The organism is Streptomyces crystallinus (assembly GCF_039521265.1).
Lineage (GTDB): Bacteria > Actinomycetota > Actinomycetes > Streptomycetales > Streptomycetaceae > Streptomyces > Streptomyces crystallinus.
The window spans coordinates 24575-48086 of the sequence record NZ_BAAACA010000004.1; the positions used below are offsets into that span (position 1 = coordinate 24575).

16 protein-coding genes are annotated in these 23512 nt (G+C 72.0%); 10 read left to right on the forward strand and 6 right to left on the reverse strand.

The genetic code is table 11. The features are described from left to right. Positions 1-25: 25 nt before the first annotated feature. The gene (locus ABD236_RS02135; protein WP_344069237.1) at positions 26-559 is read right to left on the reverse strand and encodes a DUF4245 domain-containing protein; all 534 of its coding nucleotides are present in this window, start codon (positions 557-559) and stop codon (positions 26-28) included. Positions 560-683: 124 nt separating this feature from the next. On the opposite strand from ABD236_RS02135, the gene glpX reads away from it, so the two are divergent. Then, positions 684-1715 (forward strand): class II fructose-bisphosphatase, encoded by a 1032-nt coding sequence (glpX, locus tag ABD236_RS02140; protein ID WP_067163561.1) that lies wholly within the window; start codon positions 684-686, stop codon positions 1713-1715. Positions 1716-1794: 79 nt separating this feature from the next. On the opposite strand, the gene ABD236_RS02145 is transcribed toward glpX, so the two are convergent. Together ABD236_RS02145 and ABD236_RS02150 are read right to left on the reverse strand one after the other, a co-directional pair. After that, entirely contained in the window at positions 1795-2151 is a 357-nt protein-coding gene (locus ABD236_RS02145; protein WP_067163559.1) for a WhiB family transcriptional regulator, read from the reverse strand. A 149-nt stretch (positions 2152-2300) separates the two neighbouring features. Next, on the reverse strand, positions 2301-2996 hold the full coding sequence (locus ABD236_RS02150; RefSeq protein WP_344069724.1) for a DUF1707 SHOCT-like domain-containing protein: 696 nt from the start codon (positions 2994-2996) through the stop codon (positions 2301-2303). 201 nt (positions 2997-3197) lie between these two features. Here ABD236_RS02150 and ABD236_RS02155 point away from each other — a divergent pair, with 201 nt between their 5' ends. Further along, on the forward strand, positions 3198-4874 hold the full coding sequence (locus ABD236_RS02155) for a fumarate hydratase (protein WP_344069244.1): 1677 nt from the start codon (positions 3198-3200) through the stop codon (positions 4872-4874). Between the two features lie 334 nt (positions 4875-5208). Here the strand turns inward: ABD236_RS02155 and ABD236_RS02160 are convergent, their stop codons facing one another. Next, positions 5209-7830 carry a GNAT family N-acetyltransferase gene (locus tag ABD236_RS02160; protein WP_344069247.1) on the reverse strand — a complete coding sequence of 874 codons (2622 nt, stop codon included), beginning with the start codon at positions 7828-7830 and terminating at the stop codon, positions 5209-5211. Between the two features lie 85 nt (positions 7831-7915). Beyond that, a complete protein-coding gene (locus ABD236_RS02165) occupies positions 7916-9430 on the reverse strand; it encodes a ricin-type beta-trefoil lectin domain protein (protein ID WP_344069250.1) in 1515 nt (504 codons plus the stop codon). A 107-nt stretch (positions 9431-9537) separates the two neighbouring features. Here ABD236_RS02165 and ABD236_RS02170 point away from each other — a divergent pair, with 107 nt between their 5' ends. From ABD236_RS02170 to ABD236_RS02180, 3 genes are all read left to right on the forward strand, one after another. Then, positions 9538-10929: a class II fumarate hydratase gene (locus ABD236_RS02170; RefSeq protein WP_344069253.1), complete on the forward strand. Its 1392-nt coding sequence runs from the start codon at positions 9538-9540 to the stop codon at positions 10927-10929. Between the two features lie 89 nt (positions 10930-11018). Then, on the forward strand, positions 11019-11693 hold the full coding sequence (fomD, locus tag ABD236_RS02175) for a cytidylyl-2-hydroxypropylphosphonate hydrolase (RefSeq protein ID WP_344069256.1): 675 nt from the start codon (positions 11019-11021) through the stop codon (positions 11691-11693). Positions 11694-11930: 237 nt separating this feature from the next. Then, the gene (locus ABD236_RS02180; RefSeq protein ID WP_344069259.1) at positions 11931-14021 is read left to right on the forward strand and encodes a SpoIIE family protein phosphatase; all 2091 of its coding nucleotides are present in this window, start codon (positions 11931-11933) and stop codon (positions 14019-14021) included. Positions 14022-14094: 73 nt separating this feature from the next. Here the strand turns inward: ABD236_RS02180 and ABD236_RS02185 are convergent, their stop codons facing one another. Continuing rightward, positions 14095-16500, reverse strand: coding sequence for a transglycosylase domain-containing protein (locus tag ABD236_RS02185; protein WP_344069262.1), 2406 nt, complete (start codon positions 16498-16500; stop codon positions 14095-14097). 259 nt (positions 16501-16759) lie between these two features. Between ABD236_RS02185 and ABD236_RS02190 the strand changes: the two genes are divergently transcribed. Genes ABD236_RS02190 through ABD236_RS02210 form a run of 5 tightly spaced genes read left to right on the forward strand, consistent with a single transcriptional unit; the run spans position 16760 to position 23400 of the window. Then, positions 16760-17476, forward strand: a complete 717-nt coding sequence (locus tag ABD236_RS02190) for an ABC transporter ATP-binding protein (protein WP_344069265.1) — start codon at positions 16760-16762, stop codon at positions 17474-17476. Next, positions 17473-19815, forward strand: a complete 2343-nt coding sequence (locus ABD236_RS02195) for an FtsX-like permease family protein (protein ID WP_344069268.1) — start codon at positions 17473-17475, stop codon at positions 19813-19815. The genes ABD236_RS02190 and ABD236_RS02195 overlap by 4 nt, the downstream gene beginning before the upstream one ends. A 41-nt stretch (positions 19816-19856) precedes the next feature. Continuing rightward, on the forward strand, positions 19857-20381 hold the full coding sequence (locus tag ABD236_RS02200) for a PadR family transcriptional regulator (protein ID WP_190089936.1): 525 nt from the start codon (positions 19857-19859) through the stop codon (positions 20379-20381). Further along, positions 20378-21070, forward strand: coding sequence for an ABC transporter ATP-binding protein (locus ABD236_RS02205; RefSeq protein ID WP_344069277.1), 693 nt, complete (start codon positions 20378-20380; stop codon positions 21068-21070). Before ABD236_RS02200 ends, ABD236_RS02205 begins: the two co-directional genes overlap by 4 nt. Continuing rightward, complete coding sequence (locus tag ABD236_RS02210) at positions 21067-23400, forward strand: ABC transporter permease (RefSeq protein WP_344069280.1); 2334 nt, start codon at positions 21067-21069, stop codon at positions 23398-23400. The genes ABD236_RS02205 and ABD236_RS02210 overlap by 4 nt, the downstream gene beginning before the upstream one ends. The last annotated feature ends 112 nt before the right edge of the window (positions 23401-23512 follow it).

Sequence of the window (23512 nt, forward strand, 5' to 3'; positions counted from 1 at the left end):
CCGTACGCCCCACAGGCGTCAGGCGTCAGGCCTTCTTCAGCTCCAGTGCCGCCGCCATCCGCTCCAGCTGGGCGAAGCCCGCCGTGCCGGTGACCACGGTCGTGGAGCCCTTGTCCTCGCGGACCAGCGCGTCGTACTTGGGGCCCTCCCAGCGGCGCCAGGTCGCGCCCGCGATCTGCTGGGTGTGCTCGGTCTTCGTCGCCTTCTTGGCCACCGACCTGATGAACTTGTCCCGGTCGGGCGCCGAGGACTGCTCGATCGCCACGTACTCCTTGTCCGGGTCCAGGAAGCCCAGGTGCCAGGCGTTGTCGGCCTGGCCGTCGTACGTGACGGAGGTCGCCTTCCACTTGTCCTGGTCGGGGAGCCCGACCGGCGCCGCCACCGGGTACGGCGCGGCACGCCGGACCGTCAGGAGCTCGACACGGTAGTCGACCGCCTTGACCGGGTCCTTCTTGCCGTCGTGCGGGACGAACATGTAGATCACAGCCACGGCGATACCGATCACCGCCAACGACTGCAGCATGTTCCGCACACTCTGCTTGCCACGTGTTCCTGCCACACACCCATGGTCTCAGGTCATGTCGCTGCTCATACGTGGCCCCCACTGCTCATTTTGTCGACGTAACGATAGAGTCCAAGCACCCTCTTTTCCCGGCCGTCGCCGTACAGAAAGGTGCGCTCCGATGACCGAGCACAACCTGCCGCCCCAACTCGAGGTCTCGCCCGAGGCTCCGGATCGCAACCTCGCCCTGGAACTGGTGCGGGTCACCGAGGCCGCCGCCATGGCAGCGGGCCGCTGGGTCGGGCGCGGTGACAAGATCGGCGCCGACGGCGCCGCGGTCAACGCCATGCGCACCCTCGTCTCCACCGTCTCCATGAACGGCGTCGTCGTCATCGGAGAGGGCGAGAAGGACGAGGCCCCGATGCTCTACAACGGGGAGCGCATCGGCGACGGCACCGGCCCCGAGGTCGACATCGCCGTCGACCCGATCGACGGCACGACGCTCAACGCCAAGGGCATGCCCAACGCGATCGCGGTGCTGGCCGCCGCCGACCGGGGCACCATGTTCGACCCGTCGGCCGTCTTCTACATGGACAAGCTCGTCACCGGGCCCGAGGCCGCCGACTTCGTCGACATCAACGCGCCCGTGTCGGTGAACATCCGGCGCGTCGCCAAGGCCAAGAACTCCTCGCCCGAGGACGTCACCGTCGTCATCCTCGACCGCCCCCGCCACGAGGGCATCGTCAAGGAGATCCGGGAGACCGGGGCGCGCATCAAGTTCATCTCCGACGGCGACGTCGCCGGTTCGATCATGGCCGTGCGCGAGGGCACCGGCGTGGACCTGCTGATGGGCATCGGCGGCACGCCGGAGGGCATCATCTCCGCCTGCGCCATCAAGTGCCTCGGCGGCACCATCCAGGGCAAGCTCTGGCCCAAGGACGACGCCGAGCGCCAGCGCGCGCTGGACGCCGGGCACGACCTCGACCGGGTGCTGTCCACCAACGACCTCGTCTCGGGCGACAACGTCTTCTTCGTCGCCACCGGCATCACCGACGGCGAGCTGCTGCGCGGGGTGCGCTACCGGGCCGAGACCGCCACCACGCAGTCGCTGGTCATGCGCTCCAAGTCGGGCACGATCCGCCAGATCGACTCCACCCACCGGCTGTCGAAGCTGCGCGCCTACAGCCAGATCGACTTCGACCGGGCGAAGTAGCGCCCACCCTCGGGTACGTACGTGAAGGGGCGCCCCCGTTGTGCGGACGGGGGCGCCCCTTCGCGTACGTACGCGCGCGTCAGGCGGCGGACGCGGCCTTCTTCAGCTCGACCTCGCGCCGGCGCCGGCGGGCCAGCACCACACGCCGCTCCGCCGCCGTCAGACCGCCCCACACCCCGTACGGCTCGGGCATCAGCAGGGCGTGCTCGCGGCACTCGACCATGACCGGGCAGCGGGCGCAGACCCGCTTGGCGGCCTCCTCGCGCGACAGGCGCGCGGCCGTCGGCTCCTTGGAGGGCGCGAAGAACAGCCCCGCCTCGTCCCGGCGGCAGACCGCCTCCGTGTGCCACGGGCCCGCCTGGTCCTCCCGAGCTGGGCCGCGCTGCGGCGGGACTGCGACGGCGACCTGCAGGGACTGATGCGGCGGATGCAGCACGGCCAACTCCTGACGACGGCTGACGACGGCTTCGCGAGCGAGCGACGATGCGACAGTCCCTACCCGCTGTGCGCGTGCCTATGCACTGAGTTCCGTTGTCCGAAATCGCGATCGTGCGCCGTTGACCAAAAGTGTGCGGACGCGACGCGTCAGGAGTCGAGGCGTTTGCGCAGGCGGTCGTGGAGGTCGGCGATCCGCTTGCCGCGCTTGGGCTTGGCCTCGATGTTGCCGAATACCGAGTATCCATTGACGACGACCACGGGTGCCTCGGGGTGCTCGGCCTCCAGGGTGTCCACTTCGAAGTTGCCGAAGACGCCGGTCCCGCTGCCCCGCAGGGTGAGGTTCTCGGGGACGCGGACCTCGATGTTGCCGAAGACGGAGGTGGCGTTGATGACGGAAAGCCGCTGTTCGAAATAGGCCTCGGTGAGGTCGATCTCGACGCTGCCGAAGAGGGCGAAGGCGTTGGTGCGGCGGCCGATGCGCCAGCGGCCCTTGCGGGTGGAGCTGGAGAAGACGGCGACCAGGTTCTCGGCCGCGACCGGCCCGGCGGCCTCGTCCTCGGCGTGTGCGGTCGCATACGCGGGCGTGGGCGACGTGGTGGAGGGCGCGCCGAAACGGTGTGCGCCGTCGGCCGCCGCGGGCAGATCCCGTACGAGCGGCTCCACCTCGCCCACCGTCTTGGCGCGGTAGACGCCGTCGATGCGCTCGGCGTGCTCCTCCGCGTCCAGCCGGCCCTCCGCGAGCGCCTCGCGCAGGATGTCGGCGACCCGGTCGCGGTCGGCGTCGGAGGCGCGCAGCGGGGCGGGCTCCAGGGGCTGCGGCCCGGCGTGCTTTTCGAGGTCCACGGATTCGTCCACGGGGTCAGCGTACCCAAACGCGATAGATCGCGACTAGGGGTTCGCGACAGTCGGCGCGGCAGCGCTCGGACCGCGCCTCGCGCCCCCTTGCGCAACTGAGCCCTACCTCACAAGAACGGCGCCGGGAGGGCCGCATACGCTTGAGGGTGCTGTGCCAATGGAGGTCAGCCGCTGTCTGCCGAGTGAGGAATGGCCGAAATGCCAGAGTTTGCGTACTCCGATCTGCTCCCGCTGGGAGAGGACACCACGCCGTATCGCCTGGTGACCGCCGAGGGTGTCTCCACCTTCGAGGCCGACGGCCGTACGTTCCTCAAGGTCGAGCCGGAGGCGCTGCGCAAGCTGGCCGCCGAGGCGATCCACGACATCCAGCACTATCTGCGCCCGGCCCACCTGGCCCAGCTGCGCCGGATCATCGACGACCCCGAGGCGTCCGGCAACGACAAGTTCGTGGCGCTGGACCTGCTCAAGAACGCGAACATCGCGGCGGCGGGCGTCCTGCCGATGTGCCAGGACACCGGCACGGCCATCGTGATGGGCAAGCGCGGGCAGAACGTGCTGACCGAGGGCGGCGACGAGGCGGCCCTCTCGCGCGGCATCTACGACGCGTACACCCAGCTCAACCTGCGTTACTCGCAGATGGCCCCGCTCACCATGTGGGAGGAGAAGAACACCGGCTCGAACCTGCCCGCGCAGATCGAGCTGTACGCGACGGACGGCGGCGCGTACAAGTTCCTCTTCATGGCCAAGGGCGGCGGCTCGGCCAACAAGTCGTTCCTCTACCAGGAGACGAAGGCGGTCCTCAACGAGGCCTCCATGATGAAGTTCCTGGAGGAGAAGATCCGTTCGCTCGGTACGGCGGCCTGCCCGCCCTACCACCTGGCGATCGTGGTCGGCGGCACGAGCGCGGAGTTCGCGCTGAAGACCGCGAAGTACGCCTCGGCGCACTACCTCGACGAGCTGCCCTCCGAGGGCTCCGAGCTCGGGCACGGCTTCCGGGACGAGGAGCTGGAGAAGAAGGTCTTCGAGCTCACGCAGAAGATCGGCATCGGGGCGCAGTTCGGCGGCAAGTACTTCTGCCACGACGTGCGCGTGGTGCGGCTGCCCCGGCACGGCGCCTCGCTGCCGGTCGCGATCGCGGTGTCCTGCTCCGCCGACCGCCAGGCGGTCGCGAAGATCACGGCCGAGGGCGTGTTCCTGGAGGAGCTGGAGAAGGACCCGGCGCGGTTCCTGCCGGAGACGACGGACGAGCACCTCGACGAGTCCTCCGACGTGGTGCGGATCGATCTGAACCAGCCGATGGACGACATCCTCGCGGAGCTCACCAAGCACCCGGTCAAGACCCGCCTCTCGCTGACCGGCCCGCTGGTCGTGGCGCGCGACATCGCGCACGCCAAGATCAAGGAGCGGCTGGACGCGGGCGAGGAGATGCCGCAGTACCTCAAGGACCACCCGGTGTACTACGCGGGCCCGGCGAAGACTCCCGAGGGGTACGCGTCCGGGTCCTTCGGGCCGACGACGGCCGGGCGGATGGACTCCTACGTGGAGCAGTTCCAGGCGGCGGGCGGGTCGAAGGTGATGCTGGCCAAGGGCAACCGCAGCAAGCAGGTCACGGACGCGTGCGGCGCGCACGGCGGGTTCTACCTCGGCTCCATCGGCGGTCCCGCCGCGCGGCTCGCGCAGGACTGCATCAAGAAGGTCGAGGTCGTCGAGTACGAGGAGCTCGGGATGGAGGCGGTGTGGCGGATCGAGGTGGAGGACTTCCCGGCGTTCGTCGTCGTCGACGACAAGGGGAACGACTTCTTCCAGGCGCCGGCTGAGCCGCCGACGTTCTTGAACATTCCGGTGCGGGGTGCGGCGCAGCCGTAGCCGGTTTGGGCCCCCACCCCGCCCCTTCCCTCAACCCTCCGGGGGTAGGTGGGGGCGCGGGCCCCGGGCCCCTTATTGCGGGGCCTGCGGCCCCTGCGCCCCGCTTTGCGGCTATGTGCGGACCGTGGCCGGTTGCTCGCGCAGTTCCCCGCGCCCCTAAAGGCTCGTTCGTCTGCGGGTCGTGGCCGCTTCTCGCGCAGTTCCCCGCGCCCCTGAGGTAGTAGGCCGCAGCCGGAGGAACCAGCTCAGCCACAGGCTTTCAGGGGCGCGGGGAACTGCGCGACCAGCCCGGCACGGTCCGCAGGCGAAGTATCCGGCTGTCCGCCCGAGGCCTTCAGGGAAGGGGCGGGGTGGGGGGCCTCTCCAAGAACGCCAGGCGCGCGCGCTTCTCCGGCTTCGCCACCTCCTCCCCCAGCACGAACCCCGACCGCACCATCCGCTCGATGGACTTCACGTTCCGCACATCCGGCTCCACCACGATCCGCCGGACCGCCGGGTCCGAGAGGACGTAGCGGATCAGGGACCTCATCAGGGCCCCCGTGAAGCCGGGGCGCGCGGGGCCCGGCGCGGGGGCCACCAGGATGTGGATGCCGACGTCGCCCGGGCGCACCTCGTAGCACTCCCCCAGCGGATCCGCCCCGGGCTCGTACGTCTGGAACAGCCCCACCGGCTCGTCGTCCAGCAGGAGCAGGAACGCGTGGTGCGTGGGGAGGGAGTCCACGTACGCGTAGGTCTCCTCCACATGCGCGCGGTCCGCGTCCCGCATCCCCCAGAAGCGCGCCCTGTCCTGGGTCACCCAGGAATGGACCAGGTCCGCGTCACCGGCCGGGTCCAGCCGGCGCAGGCGGACCGTTCCGAAGTCCGGGACCTTCTCCTCGTAGACGTAGACGTAGACCTCACCGGACTGCTCGTACTCGTACATCGTCTCCCTGCTCAGGTCCTCCCACGCCGTCTCCACGCCCACCAGCTCCCCCGCCACCCACCGCTCCAGCTGGTCGCGGTGGTGCGGGCTCCCGGGGGCGCCCGACGCGCCGAACGGGACCACCCAGAGGCTGTTCTCGCGGGCGGCCAGATCCCAGACGTACCGCGCGGCCGGGCCACGCGCGCTGCGGTGGGTGAGGCCGGGGACGCTGCTCGTCGACAGGACGCAGTCGTGGTCGCCCGCCAGGCCCGGCCACTCCTCCCCGGCCGGGAGCGCCTGCCACGGGGCGAGCCGGTGGGCCTCGCCCCAGGGGCCGAACTCCCGCTCCTCGGACGCCACTTCCTCCAGCGCCGCCCGCACCGGCTCCACCCGGTCGGCCTGCGGCAGCAGCGACGTCGTCAGGACCGTCTCCAGCGCGAACGCGATCCTCGGCGTCAGCGCCAGCCAGGGCAGGAACAGGTCGGGCAGCGGCGGGAGTTCGGCGAGGTCCGCGAAGGACGGGTGGGCGGCCAGCGCCCGTACCACCCGCTCCCGTACCGTCGCGTACGCCGTCGCGTCCTCGGAGTCCGCGTCCATGCGCCGGTTCCAGCGCGTGAGGCGGTCGCGAAGCCCCGCCGCCCGGGGGGAGAGGCCGTCCAGCGACGCCAGGAGCGCCAGCAGCGGGCGCGCCGACGCCAGTTCCGTGTCCATGTGGATGGCGGACATCTGCGGAGGTGTCCAGTTGTGCGACGCCGAGAGCAGGGCCGCGATGCGGTCCGCCCGGTACGGGGGCGCGAACTCCACTCCCAGCGGCGCCGCCAGACCCCGCTGGTTGGCCATCACCGCCGTCCCGTCCACCTCCGCGCGCGGCATCGGGGCCCAGCCGGTCCAGGCGTGGGCCGCCTCCCACGCCGGGACGACCCGTACCCGGTTGGTCTCGTGGCGCAGCGGTACGCGGCCGGCCACCCGGTGCAGTGTGCCGCCCCGGGTGTCGGCGGCCTGGACCACGTTGACCGGTTCGACCCAGGTGTCGAAGGCGCGGTCGACGTCGTCGGCGGTACGGGCGCGCAGCAGCCCCGGGAGCGCGGCGAAGCCGAGGGCGGCGGTGACGCGGGGCGGGTGGCGCAGGCTGATGGCGTCGGGCGCGTCGGGGCCGCCGATGATCACCGGGCCCCGGTCCGTCTCGATCACCTCGACCGTCACCGGGGCCGCCCCCGCCACCTCCACGGTCTCCGTGTGGACGGCGGCCGGGGCCCAGCCGTCGGGGCCGAGCGCGCGGACCTCCGTACCGTCGCGGCGCAGGCGTTCGCGGTAGAGGTCCTGGTAGTCGGCCATGGCGTTGGTGATGGCCCAGGCGACCGAGCCGGTGTGGCCGAAGTGGGCGATACCGGGGACGCCGGGGACGGCGAGGCCGATGACGTCGAACTCCGGGCAGGCGAGGCGGATCTGCTGGTAGACGCCGGGGTCCTCGATGAAGCGGTGCGGGTCGCCCGCGATGATCGCGGCGCCGCTCGCGGTGTGCTCGCCGGTGACCAGCCAGCCGTTGGAGCCGGCGGTGCCGGGGCCGTCGGTGGCGAACAGCTCCACCGCCTCCGGGCCGAGCACGGCGACCGCCCGCTCGCGCCAGAGCTTGGTGGGGAAGCCCGCGAAGAGGATGTGGGTGGAGAGCCAGACGCCGAGCGGCGTCCAGGGCTCCCAGCGGCCGGGGGCCAGGCCGGTCCCGGCGAAGCCGGGGTGTGCGGCCGCCCCCTCGGCGAGCCCGTCGTTGACGCCCGCCACATACGCCGTGACCCACCGGGCCGTCTCCGCGTCCAGCGCCTCGAAGCACCGGCGGGCTGTGTCGGCGAGGCGGGCGCGGCGGGCGAAGACGTCCCAGCCGACCGCGTCGGGGCCGAGGAAGGCGGCCGTACTGCCCTGCACCCGGTGCCGTTCGACCTCCAGCTGCCAGGCCCGGTCCACGGCGGTGGCCCGGCCCTGTGCGTACGCCAGCTCCCGGGCGTCGGCCGCCCGCAGGTGCGGGATGCCACAGCTGTCGCGATAGACCTCGGCGCTCACGCCCGATCCCCTCCCTGTAAGTTAGGACAGCCTAACCTTAAGGGAGGGGACGGTCATGCGGAGGCGGGGGTTCGGAAACAGGCTCCTACGCGAAGCGCTGCGACGGGGAGCCGTCGCACGGGCGCAGCGTCAGCGGGTCCTTCGCCGCCGCCAGCGTGGCGCAGAGCCCGGTGGCCGCCGCCGGGCGCAGGGTGGAGCCGTCCCGGACGAACTCCTGGTTGGCGCCGCCGTGGCAGTTCCAGATGATCAGCCTGGCCCCGGCCGAGTACTTCGCGCCGGGCACGTCCAGACAGCGGTCCTGGGTGAGCTGGGTGTGCAGCGACCTGCGGGCGCCGTCGTACCACCAGCCCTGGTTGCGGCCGCCGTGGCAGTCCCAGCCGATCACGGCCGTGTCATTGGCGCTGGAAGCGCCGCTCACGTCCAGACAGCTGCCCGTCGAGGCGCTCTTGAGCGGCTGGTAGGCGTCGTCCCAGGCGAGCGGGTAGAGCACCGGGGCGCCGGTGGAGGCGGGGTCCGCGCAGCTCGCCTCGCGCAGGTCCGAGGCGTACACCTGGGTGAGGCAGGACGCGAAGGCGCCGTGGCCGCGGTAGTTGGGGTGGAAGGACTGGCGGACCGAGTTGGAGTCCGGCAGGCCGGGCTTGGAGAGGTCGATGTAGAGGCCGCGCGCCCAGGTGTCCTCCATGCACACCTCGTGGCCGTTGAACAGGCGCGAGTTGTCGAGGTAGACCGCACCGGTGGCGGCGGCGGCCTTGCGCATCCCGCGCTCGAAGGCGGGCACGGCGGTGTTGCGGCCCCAGACGGTGTCGGAGTCGTAGCCCAGGCCCCCGCAGACCAGCTTGCCGGGGAAGCCCGGGTTGTCGTGGAAGTCGGGGCCGATCGGGCTCGGGTAGCCCATCACGACCAGCTTGTAGTCGCCGTCGGCGTACCCGGCGTCGCGCATCACGGTCTTCAGGTCCTCGACGGTCGCCTCGACCTTCGGCACCAGGCCGTCGACCCGCGCCTGCCAGCCCGGTGCGTACTTCGACTCGCACGGGCCCTGGAGCAGCAGATACCGCTCCACGCAGTCGGTCATCACCGGCCCGAACTGGAGGTCGTCGTTGGCCCCCGCCACCAGCAGCACCATCTTGATGCGGGTGTTGCGGGCCTTGATGGCCAGGCTGTCGCTCTGGACGAGCTCGTCGGCGTACTGCTTCGAGCCGCCTATCCGGATGTTGCCGGTGTACGCGCCGGAACAGGCCACGTTGTACGTCTCGTCGGCGGGGATGCCCGTCCGGTGGATCGCGGAGTCGGGCGCCCGGTGGCACCAGTTGTCGGGGCCGTTGGTGCCGGCCTCGTAGCTGCCGACGCCCTCGCCGGAGATCTCGCTGTCGCCGAGCGAGATCAGCCCGGTCCTGCGCTGGTCCATGGGCCGCTCGGCGGAATCCCCGTACAGCTTGAGCGCCTCGGCGGCGCGGATCTTCTCCAGCTCGGGCGGAAGGGGGGTGGACTGTACCGTCGCCGCTGGTGCGGCCGCGGCCGTCGCCGTCATGCCGCCGAACGCGGCCGCCGCGGCCACAGCGGCCGCGAACGTACAGCGGAGTCTGTGCCTGGTGCGCCTCATTGCGCCTCCCCGGTGATGAGTTACCACCGGTATTTACCGGCCAGTAGGGCCGATGGGGAATAGCTAGAACAAGACAAGTGCTCAACTTTCCAAGGAGGTTCAGGGACATGAACGACAGTGAGTACCGCGTCGAGCACGACTCGATGGGCGAGGTGCGGGTCCCCGCGCACGCCAAGTGGCGGGCCCAGACCCAGCGGGCGGTGGAGAACTTCCCGATCTCCGGACAGCGGCTGGAGCGCGCCCACATCGAGGCGCTGGCCAGGATCAAGGCGGCCGCGGCGAAGGTCAACGCCGAACTCGGCGTGCTGGACGGGGACATCGCGAAGGCGATCGCGGAGGCGGCCGCGGAGGTCGCCGAGGGGCGCTGGGACGAGCACTTCCCGGTCGACGTCTTCCAGACCGGTTCGGGCACCTCGTCCAACATGAACACCAACGAGGTCGTGGCGACCCTGGCCGGTGAGCGGCTGGGCCGGGACGTGCACCCCAACGACCACGTCAACGCCTCGCAGTCGTCCAACGACGTCTTCCCCTCCTCCATCCACATCGCCGCCACGGCCGCCGTCACCGGCGATCTGATCCCGGCCCTGGACCACCTCGCCGAGGCGCTGGAGCGCAAGGCGGCCGAGTTCGCGGACGTGGTCAAGTCCGGTCGTACGCATCTGATGGACGCCACCCCCGTCACCCTCGGCCAGGAGTTCGGCGGCTACGCGGCGGCCGTGCGCTACGGCGTGGAGCGGCTGCGGGCCTCGCTGCCCCGGCTCGCGGAGCTGCCGCTCGGCGGCACCGCGGTGGGCACCGGCATCAACACCCCGCCCGGGTTCTCGGCGGCCGTCATCGCGGAGGTGGCGCGCACGACCGGGCTGCCGCTCACCGAGGCGCGCGACCACTTCGAGGCGCAGGGGGCCCGGGACGGCCTGGTGGAGACGTCCGGCCAGCTCCGCACGATCGCCGTCTCGCTCACCAAGATCTCCAACGATCTGCGCTGGATGGCGTCCGGGCCGCGCACCGGGCTCGCCGAGATCAACCTGCCCGACCTCCAGCCGGGCTCCTCGATCATGCCCGGCAAGGTCAACCCGGTGATCCCGGAGGCCGTGCTGATGGTCGCCGCGCAGGTGACCGGCAACGACGCCACGGTGGCGGCGGCGGGCGCGGCCGGCAACTTCGAGCTGAACGTGATGCTCCCGGTGATCGCCAAGAACCTGCTGGAGTCGGTGCGGCTGCTCGCCAACGCCTCCCGGCTGCTGGCCGACCGCACCGTCGACGGCATCACCGCCAACCGGGAGCGGGCGCGGGAGTACGCGGAGTCCTCGCCCTCGGTGGTCACCCCGCTCAACAAGTACATCGGGTACGAGGAGGCCGCGAAGGTCGCCAAGAAGTCGCTGGCCGAGCGGAAGACCATCCGCGAGGTGGTCCTGGAGGGCGGTTATGTCGAGCGCGGCGACCTCACCGAGGCGCAGCTGGACGAGGCCCTCGACGTCCTGCGGATGACCCGGCCCTGAGCCGCGGGGCCTGGGGCGATGACCGGGCGGTGACCGCGGCCGTGACGCGGGTCGCAGCGCGGTCTTGACCGTGCTCCTAGGATCTGCGCATGACAGGTACCGGAGGCATGCACCACTGGGCGCCGGGGGACCAGATCCTCTGGCGCTACCGCGGCAATGCCCCCGCCCTGAGGAGCAGCGTCCACATCTGCCGCCCGGTGACCGTCGTCCAGGACACCGACGAGCTGCTGGCGGTGTGGATGGCGCCGGGCACCGAGTGCGTCAAGCCGGTGCTCGCCGACGGCACCCCCGTGCACGAGGAGCCGCTGGCCACCCGCTACACCGCCCCGCGCACCACGGAGCGCGCGCGCTGGTTCGGCACCGGGGTGCTCAAGCTCGCGCGCCCCGGGGAGCCCTGGTCGGTCTGGCTGTTCTGGGAGCGGGGCTGGCGCTTCCGGAGCTGGTACGTGAACCTGGAGGAGCCGCGCACGCGGTGGTCGGGCGGGATCGACTCCGAGGACCACTTCCTCGACATCTCCGTCTACCCGGACCGCACCTGGCAGTGGCGGGACGAGGACGAGTTCGCGCAGGCCCAGCGGGTGGGACTGATGGACGCGGCCCAGGCCCGGCGGGTCCGGGCGGCCGGGGCGGCGGCGGTCGAGGTGATCCGCGCGTGGGGCAGGCCTTTCTCGGACGGGTGGGAGGAGTGGCGCCCCGATCCGCGGTGGCCGGTTCCGGCGCTCCCGGCGGACTGGGATCGCACCCCGGCGCATATGCCGTCGTGAGACCCTTGATGCGCCCCCGGGGTTCAAACGTAGGATCGTCCTCCGCAAGGCTGCGCATCGACAACGAGGGAACCCAGGGCGCAAATTGACCGTATGTCACCTCAAGGGGGGTCGGGACGTGAGGGGTGTCGCGGCCGCCCGTGGAGCGGGTATACCGCACGAAGCGACTGCTTCGCGCATCCTTGCCCTGCCTCCAGGACGGTGGATGTCTCACTCCGGACGGACGGAACCCGACGCGTGACGGAGCACCAGCCCACTTCGCACGAGAGCCGGCACCAGGAGCAGCTGGCCCGGCCTCCTGAGCCGGCGCGTCCGCGCCCGGACCAGCCGGGTGCGGGCTCCGCCGCGCACTCCGCCGTGCCCGCTCCCCAGGTCGCCGCTCCGGCCGCCCGGCGGGGCCAGGCCCGGGCGGCCACCGCGTCCGTGCCCGGCCAGCCCGAGCCGGGCTCGCGCGAGCTCGCCCGCGACCTGGGTGCGGCGGCGACCGCGAGCGCGATGGGGGTGCCGCCCGGACGGGGTCCCTCGGAGTCCTCCGCCGAGGCGCCGCCCGGCGCCCCGGCCGCCGGGGCCGGCGGTGGCGGCGGCGAGGTGCCCGTCGGGGACGGCGCGGCGGTGGCCCGCCGCGAGGGCGACCGGCTGCGCTTCGTGGGCGCCGCGACCCGCCGGATCGCCCGGGGCATAGACCTCGACGAGATCGTCCTGGGGCTGTGCAGGGCCACCGTGCCGACCTTCTCGGACGCGATACTCGTGCATCTGCGCGACCCGCTGCCGGTCGGGGACGAGCGGCCCGCCAGCCCCTTTGTGCTGCGGCTGCGCCGAACCGACCGTTTGCGTTTAGTCGACGAGTCGCTCCAGGAGCCGGAGGCGCTCGACGCCCTGTCCCTGCTGAACGCCCAGACCGACCTGACCCCGGCCGCCGAGCTCTGCGAGGTGCGCACCGGCGGCGCCCTCGCCGAGGTGCTGCGCGGGGTGCGGCCGGTCTTCGGCGACTCCGTGCCCGCCCGGCTCGCCCTGGCCGAGCTGCTCGGCCCGGACCGCCCGGTCCCCGGCGGCCACCGCACGATACTCGCCCCGCTCCGGGGCCGGCGCCGCGTGATCGGCGCCGCCGTCTTCGTACGGGGCCTGGAGCGGCCCGCCTTCGAGGCGAACGACCTGCTGGTGGCGGCCCAGTTGGCCACCCACACCGCGCTCGGCATCGACAAGGCCGTGCTGTACGGGCGCGAGGCGTACATCGCCGACGAGCTCCAGCGGACCATGCTGCCGGACTCGCTTCCGCAGCCCACCGGGGTGCGGCTCGCCTCGCGCTATCTCCCGGCCGCCGAGACCGCCCGGGTCGGCGGCGACTGGTACGACGCGATCCCGCTGCCCGGCAGCCGGGTCGCCCTGGTCGTCGGCGACGTCATGGGCCACTCGATGACCTCGGCCGCGATCATGGGCCAGCTGCGCACCACCGCGCAGACCCTGGCCGGGCTCGACCTGCCGCCCCAGGAAGTGCTGCACCACCTCGACGAGCAGGCCCAGCGCCTCGGTACCGACCGGATGGCGACCTGCCTCTACGCGGTGTACGACCCGGTCGCGCACCGGATCACCATCGCCAACGCGGGCCATCCGCCGCCGGTCCTGCTGCACCTGGGCGGGCGCGCCGAGGTGCTGCGGGTGCCGCCGGGCGCGCCGATCGGCGTGGGCGGGGTGGACTTCGAGGCGGTCGAGCTGGACGCCCCGGCGGGCGCCACCCTGCTGCTGTACACGGACGGGCTGGTGGAGTCCCGGCTGCGCGACGTGTGGACCGGCATCGAGCAGCTGCGCGAGCGCCTCGCCGCCACCGCCCAGCTGACCGGCCCGGACCACCCGCCGCCGCTGGAGGCGCTCTGCGACGACGTCCTGGACATGCTGGGCCCCGGCGACCGGGACGACGACATCGCGCTGCTCGCGGCCCGCTTCGACGGGATCGCGCCGAGCGACGTGGCGTACTGGTTCCTGGACCCGGAGGACTCGGCCCCCGGCCGGGCCCGGCGGCTGGCGAGGCGCGCCCTGGACCGCTGGGGTCTTCAGGAGCTCACGGACTCGGTGGAGCTGCTGGTCAGCGAGGTGGTCACGAACGCCGTGCGGTACGCGGAGCGCCCGGTGACCCTGCGGCTGCTCAAGACGGACGTCCTGCGCTGCGAGGTCGGCGACGACTCGCCGCAGCTGCCCCGCCAGCGGCGGGCGCGGGACACCGACGAGGGCGGGCGCGGGCTCTTCCTGGTGAACCGATTGGCCAGGCGGTGGGGCGCCACCCGGCTCTCCGGCGGCAAGGTGGTCTGGTTCGAGCTGGCGACCCGTCCCTGAGCCGGGCCACCCCCCGGAGGCGTCGGCCCCCCACCCGGACGGGTGGGGGGCCGACGCGTGTCCGAAGGCGGGGCTACGGCGTGTCGCCGCCGCCCTGGGTGGCGCCGCCGTCGGTCGTGCCGGTGATGGTGCCCCCGCTCGTCTGGCCACCCGTGGTCTGCCCGCCGGTCGTCTGGCCGCCGGTCGTCTGACCGCCCGTGGTCTGACCGCCGGTCGTCTGGCCACCGGTGGTCTGCCCGCCGGTCGTCTGGCCGCCCGTCGTCTGGCCCCCGGTGGTCTGACCGCCGGTCGTCTGGCCCCCGGTCGTCGGCGGCTTCGGCGGCGTCTTCGTCGGCGTGTGCGAGGGCGTCTTGGACGGCGTCTTCGACGGCGTGTGCGAAGGCGTGTTGGACGGGGTCCCCGACGGCGTGCTGGACGGCGTCTCGTCCGGCTGCTTGGCCGCGCCCTGGTCGGTGTCCAGGTCGAACTCGGAGTCGTCGCTGCCGACCGCGTCGAAGGTGTACGCGGCCCAGATCTTCGCCGGGATGGCGCCACCGTTGATACGGCCGTGGGCGGGGCCCTCGTTGCCGGTGGCGCCCGCGATGCTCACCTGGCCGCCCTTGGGCACCGTGTGGCCGTCCACCTGGCGCGGCTCGGCGGCCTCGCCCCACAGGCCGACGGAGGTCACCAGCGACGGCGTGTACCCGGTGAACCAGGCCGACTTGTTGTCGTCGGAGGTACCGGTCTTGCCCGCCACCGGCTGGCCGTCGCGGTTGTCCGCGTCCCGGACCGACTTCTTGGCCGTACCGTCGTCGACCACACCGGTGAGCACCGAGGTGACGGCGTCCGCCGCGTCACGGCTGATCACCTGGTCGCCGATCGGGTCCGGCTTGTTGTACTTGGCGGCCTTGTGCTGGGCGGACTTGACGATGGACGGCGTGACCTTCTTGCCGTGGTTGTCCAGCGTGGCGTACGCGCCGGCCATCTCCATCGGGCTGGCGCCGTAGGAACCCAGCGTCATGGCGGGCTCGGCGCCGACGCCCTTCATGTGGTTGAGGCCGAGCGCGACGGCGGTGTCCCGCAGCTTCGACAGCCCCACGTCCACGCCCATCTGCGCGAAGACGCTGTTGACGGACTTGTTCATGGCCGTCTGGACGGTGATGGGGCCGTAGCTCACGTCGTCCTCGTTGGGCGGCGCGTAGCCCTTGCCGCCCTCGCCCTTCACCGGGCGCTTGTTGTCACCGTTGTAGATGGTGTTGGCCCGGATCTCCTTGCCGTCCTGCGTCTCGGACTTCTCGTTGAGCGCGGCGGCGAGGATCAGCGGCTTGAAGGTCGAGGCGGGCTGGTAGGTGGCCGTGGTGGCGTTGCTGATCTGGTGCTTCATATAGTCCTGGCCGCCGTACAGCGCGACGACCGAACCGGTCTTGGGGTCCACCGAGACGGCGCCCGCCTGGATGTCCTGGTCGACCTTGCGCTTCTTCTTGTCCAGCTTGCTGGTCAGCTCCTGCTTCACCGAGTCCTCCAGGAGCTGCTGCTTCCTGGGGTCGATGTTGAGGGTGATGGTCCAGCCGCCCTTGGCCAGGTCCGCCTCGCTGATGCCGTTGTGCACCATCTCGGCCTTGGCCGCCCGGACCAGATAGCCGGTCTGGCCCTCCATGCCCGGGTCGGGCTTGGGCTCGATCGGCACCGGGAACTTCATCGCCGCCCGCTGGGCCGCGTCCAGCTCCTTCATCTTGACCATGTTGTCGAGGACGTAGTTCCAGCGGTTGGTGACCAGCCGCTTGCCCGTCGCCGAGGCCACCGCCCAGTCGTACTGGCTGGGCGCCTGGAGCAGCGCCGCCAGATAGGCGCCCTGCTCGACGGTCAGCTTGGCGGAGTCCACTCCGTAGTACGCCTGTGCCGCGGCCTGGATGCCGTAGGCGTTGCGGCCGTAGAAGCTGGTGTTGATGTAGCCGGCCAGGATCTCCTTCTTGGAGTACTTCTGGTCGACCTTGAGGGAGATCACCAGCTCCTTGAGCTTGCGGGTGACCGTCTGGTCCTGGCTCAGGTAGAAGTTCTTGACGTACTGCTGGGTGATGGTCGAGCCACCCTGCTTGCCCTTGCCGGAGAGGGTGTTGACCAGGCCTCGGGTGGTGCCCTTGAAGTCGACGCCGGAGTCCTTGTAGAAGGACATGTTCTCGGCGGCGACGAAGTCCAGCTGGACCTTCTCGGGGATCTTGTCGAGTCCGACGACCTCGCGGTTGAGCTGACCGGTCCGGGCGATGATCTTTCCGTTGGAGAGCTTGTAGACGTTGCTCTCCATCTGCGCCTGGGCGTTCGCCTCCGGGATCGGCGTCATCAGATAGATGATGTAGAAGCCGCCCATACCGAGCAGGACGAGCCCGAAGAAGGTGCCGAGCATCTTCTTCCAGGTGAAGAGCCTGCGTATTCGGCCGCCCTTCGTCTGCTTGGTCCGGCGCGCACCGCGCTGCCGGGCCCGCCGCTCTTCCGCTCGGCCCATAACCTCAGTCGCTCGCCTTCTTGACTCGCCAGATCAGCTAAGAAAACTAACACCGCACCTGTGGACAAAGAGGAGCCCATCACGTCTTTTCCGTACGTGACAATCAGCACCCAGCCCATGGGAACCGACTGACAAACGGCCCCGAGGGTTGCCAGAGCGCAGGATCCTGCCCTTTTTTGCCTAGGAATGTCATGTTCCTCAAGGGGCTATGCACCAGGCGTATACACACCGCGTATACCTAGTGCGTATAGTCCTCCCCATGTCACTCGGCCCGTCCTCCCCGTCGTCCGCGCCCCTGCTCCGTGCGAGCGGGCTGCGCAAGGCCTTCGGCGCCACGCCCGCCCTCGACGGCGCGGACTTCGCCCTGTGCCCCGGCGAGGTCGTCGCCGTCATGGGCCCGTCCGGGTCCGGGAAGTCGACGCTGCTGCACTGCCTCGCCGGGATCGTCCGGCCCGACGCGGGGACGATCACCTACGAAGGCCGTGAGCTGACCGCGCTGGACGACGCCGGACGCTCGGCGCTGCGCCGCCGCGACTTCGGGTTCGTCTTCCAGTTCGGCCGGCTGGTGCCGGAGCTCACCTGCCTGGAGAACGTGGCGCTGCCGCTGCGCCTCGACGGGGTGCGCCGCAAGGACGCCGACCGCGCGGCCCGGGAGTGGCTGGAGCGCCTGGAGGTCGCCTCGGTGGCCGGGCGCCGCCCCGACCAGATATCCGGCGGCCAGGGCCAGCGCGTCGCCGTCGCCCGCGCCCTGGTCACCGCGCCCCGCGTGGTCTTCGCCGACGAGCCGACCGGCGCACTCGACTCGCTCAGCGGCGAGCTCGTGATGCGGCTGCTCACCGAGGCCGCCCGGGAGACCGGCGCGGCCGTGGTCCTGGTCACCCACGAGGCCCGGGTCGCCGCCTACTCGGACCGCGAGATCACCGTCCGCGACGGCCGCTCCCGCGACCTCACCCTCGCCCCGGCCGGTGCCCGGTGACCCGCCGTCCGCGCGAGCTGGCGCTGGGCGCCAAGTTCGCCGTCACCGGTGGCCGCGAGGGCTGGATCCGTACGCTGCTCACCGCACTCGGCGTCGGGCTCGGGGTCGCGCTGCTCTTCGCGGCCGCCTCCATCCCGCACGTCAACCAGGCGAGCAGCGCCCGCGGGGACGCCCGGGTGCCGGCCGCCTCCGGCAGCAAGAAGGCGTTCGAGCGCTCCGACTCCTCGCTGCTCTTCGACATGGTGGGCACCGAGTACCACGGCGAGTCCATCGGCGGCCTGCTGCTGCGCCCCGAGGGCGCGCACCCCGCCGTACCGCCGGGCCTGCGCGCGGTGCCCCGGCCCGGCGAGATGGCCGCCTCGCCCGCCCTGCGCGAGCTGCTCGACTCCCCCAAGGGCGAACTGCTGCGCCGGCGGCTGCCGTTCAAGGTGACCGCGAGCATCGGCGACGCCGGGCTCCTCGACCCCCGCGAGCTCTTCTTCTACGCGGGCAGCGACAGGCTGAGCACGGCCACCGGCGCCACCCGGACCGACGCCTTCGGCGGCGAGGTGGTGAAACTGCCGCTCAACCCGGTGCTGGTGGCGCTCACGGTCGTCTCCTGCGTCGTCCTGCTGATGCCGGTGGTCATCTTCATCGCCACCGCCGTACGGTTCGGCGGCGAGCGCCGCGACCGGCGGCTCGCGGCGCTGCGGCTGGTCGGCGCGGACACCGCGATGACCCGGTGGATCGCGGCCGGGGAGGCGCTCGCGGGCTCGGCGCTCGGCCTGCTGCTGGGGGCGGTGTTCTTCCTCCTCGGCCGTGAACTCATCGGCGGCGTACGGTTCTGGAGCTTCGCGGCCTTCCCGGCCGACTTCACCCCGGACCCGCTGCTCGCCGTGCTCGTCCTGCTCGCCGTGCCGCTGGCGGCCGTGGTGGTGACCCTGTTCACGATGCGCTCGGTGGCCGTGGAGCCGCTGGGTGTCGTACGGGCGGTCAAGCCCCGCAGGCGCAGGCTGTGGTGGCGGCTGCTGCTGCCCGCCGCCGGGATCGGCGTCCTCGCGCTGTCCCCCAGGGCCGGCGTGGACCAAGGCGTGACCGACCCCAACCTGGTGGCCCTCGGCGCGATCCTCACCCTGACCGGACTGGCCACGCTGCTGCCGTGGCTGGTGGAGGCGGCGGTCGCCAGGCTGCGCGGCGGCCCGGTCGCCTGGCAGCTGGCCGTCCGCAGGCTCCAGCTCAGCGGCGGCACCGCCGGGCGGGCCGTCGCGGGCATCACCGTGGCGGTGGCGGGCGCGATCTCCCTCCAGATGATGACCACCGGCATCCACGCCGACTTCGTCCGCACCACCGAACAGGACCCCAGCCGCGCCCAGATCGACGTGGTGGCGAACTTCCCGAGCGGCGAGCGCGCCCAGCGGATGATCCACGACTTCCGCGCCACGAAGGGCGTCGAGGCGGTCATCGGCACGGTCGAGACCTACGCCACCCGGCCCGGCCACTACCCCGAGGGCGAGATCCGGCCCACCACCGTGCTGACCGTGGGCGACTGCGCCACCCTCAGCGAGCTCGCCCGTATCCCCTCCTGCCGCGACGGGGACACCTTCGTCGTCCACCCCGAGGGCGACAAGCGGCTGAGCGGATGGGTGGACAGGACAGCGCGGCCCGGCGAGGCGGTCAACCTCGACACCACCTCCGACTACGACCCCTCGGTGAAGCCGTATCTGTGGACGCTGCCGAAGTCGGCCCGCCCGGCCGTCTCGCGGCCCGACCCGATGGGCGAGCACCGGCACGGCATCTTCGCCACCCCGGGCGCCGTCGACGTCGCCCGGCTGCCCTCGGCCGAGACCAGGGCCATGGTCCGGGTGGACCGCGAGGTGCCGGACGCCGCCGAGTACGTACGCAACACGGCCGCCGCCATCGACCCGGCGATGACCGTGCGCACCATCGACAACATCGACCGAGACAGGCAGTACGCCAGCGTCCAGAGCGGGCTGCGGACCGGGGCGATCGCCACCATGCTGCTGATCGCGCTGAGCCTGCTCGTCTCGCAGATCGAGCAGCTGCGCGAGCGCCGCCGGCTCCTGTCGGTCCTGGTGGCCTTCGGCACCCGGCGCTCCTCGCTGGCCCTGTCCGTGCTGTGGCAGACCGCCGTGCCCGTCGTCCTCGGGGTGGTGCTCGCGGTCGCGGGCGGCACCGCGCTGGGCGTGGCCCTGCTCGACATGGTCGGCAAGCGGGTCACCGACTGGTGGCTTTTCCTGCCGCTGGCGGGCACCGGTACCGTCGCCGTCCTGGTGGTGACGCTGCTCAGCCTGCCCCCGCTGTGGCGCCTGATGCGCCCCGACGGACTCCGTACCGAGTGATCCACCCGTCCGCCGACGTAACCGCAGAAAGGCATCTGAGCATGTCCATCGGCCACACTCTCCTCGGACTCCTCGAGTCGGGCCCGCGCCATGGGTACGACCTCAAGCGCGCCTTCGACGAGAAGTTCGGGCACGACCGCCCGCTGCACTACGGGCAGGTCTACTCGACCATGTCGCGCCTGCTGAAGAACGGCCTCGTGGAGGTCGACGGCGTGGAGGCCGGCGGCGGCCCCGAGCGCAAGCGGTACGCGATCACCGAGGCCGGCATCACCGATGTCGAGGCCTGGCTCAAGCAGCCGGAGAAGCCCGAGCCGTACCTCCAGTCGACGCTCTACACCAAGGTCGTCCTCGCCCTGCTCACCGGCCGCAGCGCCGGGGACCTGCTCGACACCCAGCGCGCCGAGCATCTGCGGCTGATGCGCATCCTCACCGACCGCAAGCGCCGCGGCGACCTCTCCGACCAGCTGATCTGCGACCACGCCCTGTTCCATCTGGAGGCGGACCTGCGCTGGCTGGAGCTGACCGCCGCCCGCCTCGACCAGCTCGCCACGGAGGTACGCGCATGACGCCCGCCGGCTCCCTGCTGTTCGCCAAGGACCTGCGCAAGTCGTACGGGCCCACGCCCGCGCTCGACGGCGCCGAGTTCTCCATCCACCCCGGCGAGGTCGTCGCCGTCATGGGCCCCTCCGGCTCGGGCAAGTCGACGCTGCTGCACTGCCTGGCCGGGATCGTCACGCCCGACTCCGGCTCCATCGTCTACGACGGCCGCGAGCTGTCGTCGATGAAGGACGCGGAGCGCAGCGCGCTGCGCCGCAGCGAGTTCGGCTTCGTCTTCCAGTTCGGCCAGCTGGTGCCCGAGCTGACCTGCGTGGAGAACGTGGCGCTGCCGCTGCGGCTGACCGGGGTGCGGCGCAAGGAGGCCGAGCGCACCGCGCTGAGCTGGATGGAGCGCCTGGAGGTCGACGACCTGGGCGGCAAGCGGCCCGGCGAGGTCTCCGGCGGCCAGGGCCAGCGCGTGGCGGTCGCCCGCTCGCTGGTGACCTCGCCGCGGGTGGTCTTCGCGGACGAGCCGACCGGCGCGCTCGACTCGCTCAACGGCGAGCGCGTGATGCAGCTGCTCACCGAGGCCGCCCGGTCCGCCAACGCGGCCGTCGTCCTGGTCACCCACGAGGCCCGGGTCGCCGCCTACTCCGACCGGGAGATCGTCGTACGCGACGGCAAGTCCCGCGACATGATGCTGGAGCACTCCGTATGAACCGCCTGCGGGATCTCGCCCTGGGCGCCAGGTTCGCGCTCACCGGAGGCCGTGAGGGGTGGACGCGCACGCTGATGACGGCGGTCGGCGTCGGCCTCGGTGTGGCCCTGCTGCTCGCCACCACCGCGCTGCCGGGCGCGCTCTCGGCGCGGGACGCACGCGACAACGCCCGCAACGACTACGGCGCCGGGGACCAGATACCCGCGGCCGCCGACACCCTGCTGATCGCCCGTACCGACACGGTCTTCGACGGCGAGGACATCCGCGGCCGGCTGCTCCAGCCGGAGGGCGACCGAGCGCCGGTGCCGCCGGGGCTCTCCGGCCCGCCCGCGCCCGGCACGATGGTGGTCTCGCCCGACCTGCGCGACCTGCTGAACTCGCCCAAGGGCAAACTGCTGCGCGAGCGCGTCCCGTACAAGATCACCGGTACCGTCGCCGACGCCGGTCTGCTGGGCCCGCACGAGCTCGTCTACTACGCGGGCAGCGACCAGCTCAAGGGCCGGCAGGCGCTCAACGCGGAGCGCGTCGACATCGAGCGGCTCAAGTCCTTCCCTCAGAAGAAGCCCTCCGAGCCGATCGACCCGATCCTCGCCCTGCTCATCGTGATCATCTTCGTGGTGCTGCTGCTGCCGGTCGCGGTCTTCATCGCGGCGGCCGTACGGTTCGGCGGCGACCGGCGCGACAAACGGCTCGCGGCGCTGCGCCTGGTGGGCGCGGACAGCCGGATGACCCGCTGGATCGCGGCGGGCGAGGCGCTGGCGGGCTCGGTCCTGGGACTCGTACTGGGCACGGTGTTCTTCCTGATCGCCCGCCAGTACATCGGCGAGGTCACCATCGCCCGCCTCAACGTCTTCCCCGCCGACCTCGACCCCAGCCCGGGCCTGGCCCTGCTGGTGGGCGTGGCGGTGCCGGCGGCGGCGGTCGGGGTGACGCTGTTCGCGCTGCGCGGTGTGGTGATCGAACCGCTGGGTGTCGTACGGACGTCGGTGCCGCGCCCGAGGCGACTGTGGTGGCGGCTGCTGCTGCCGGTGGTCGGTCTCGGCCTGCTCGTCCCGATGTTCGACAAGGGCCGCGACCAGGGCTTCTACAACCAGGGCCAGGTGATCGGCGGTACGGTCCTGCTCCTCATCGGCGTGACGGCGCTGCTGCCGTGGCTGATCGAGACGGTGGTGCGGCGGCTCGGCGGGGGCGGGGTGGGCTGGCAGCTGGCGGTCCGCCGCCTCCAGGTGAACTCGGGCGCGGCGGCCCGGCTGGTGAACGGCATCGCGGTGGCGGTGGCCGGGGCGATCGCGCTCCAGATGCTCTTCAGCGGCATCGAGGGCGACTATGTGACCGCCAGCGGCGAGGACACGGGCCGGGCCCAGATGGTGGTCCCGATGCCCACGAACCTGTCCCAGGCCGAACAGCGGCGCCGCGAGGAGAACGTGAAGGCGGTGCCGGGGGTGACGGGCACGACGACGCTCGGCAACGTCGGGCTGCGCACCGACGCGCGGAACCCGGACGACGAGAAGTACGTCGAGATGGCGGTCGGCGACTGCCGGGCGCTGCGCGAGGTGGGCGAACTGCCCTCCTGCAAGGACGGCGACGTGTTCGTCACCACCGGGGGCGACTACGGCGGGGACGGCGCGGTGCCCGGCGCGAAGCTGTTCTTCGAGACGCCCGGCAGCTCCGACCGCCGCGCCCAGACGCCGTACACGGTGCCGCTTTCGGCGCGCACGGTGCCGGCGCGGGTGGATCCGCTCGGCACGAAGCGGGGTGGCCTGCTGGCCACGCCGGGCGCGATCCGCGCGTTCGGCAAGGCCCGTGTCTCCTACACGACGTACGTGACGACGCGGCCGGGCGACGCGCTGGTGGCCGACCGGGTGCTCAACACGGCGTGGGCGGACGACCCGTTCACGCGGGCGCGGGTGCTCAACGACCAGAAGACCGCGTCGAGGTTCGCGGGGGTGCGGCGGGGGCTGTACATCGGCGCGGCGGCGGTCCTGATGCTGATCGGCACGAGCCTGCTGGTCTCCATGCTGGAGCAACTCCGCGAACGCAAACGCCTTCTGTCGTCCCTGGTCGCCTTCGGCACCCGCCGCACGACCCTGAGCTGGTCGGTCCTGTGGCAGACGGCGGTCCCGGTCACCCTGGGCCTCACCCTGGCCACGGGGGTCGGCCTCGGCCTCGGAGCGGTCCTGCTCCGCATGGTCGGCCATCCGATCCTCGTCGACTGGCCGTCGGTGCTGGCGATGGTGGGGATCGGGGCGGGCGTGGTGGTCCTGGTGACGGCCCTGTCCTTGCCACCGCTGTGGAGGCTGATGCGGCCGGACGGACTGCGGACGGAGTAGGTGCCCGGCCTTTGTCTGCGGGTGAGTGGTGGGTTGCTCGCGCAGTTCCCCGCGCCCCTTAGGTAGTCCCTGGCAGCCAGAGAACGCAGCTCAGCCCCGGAGCTTTTAGGGG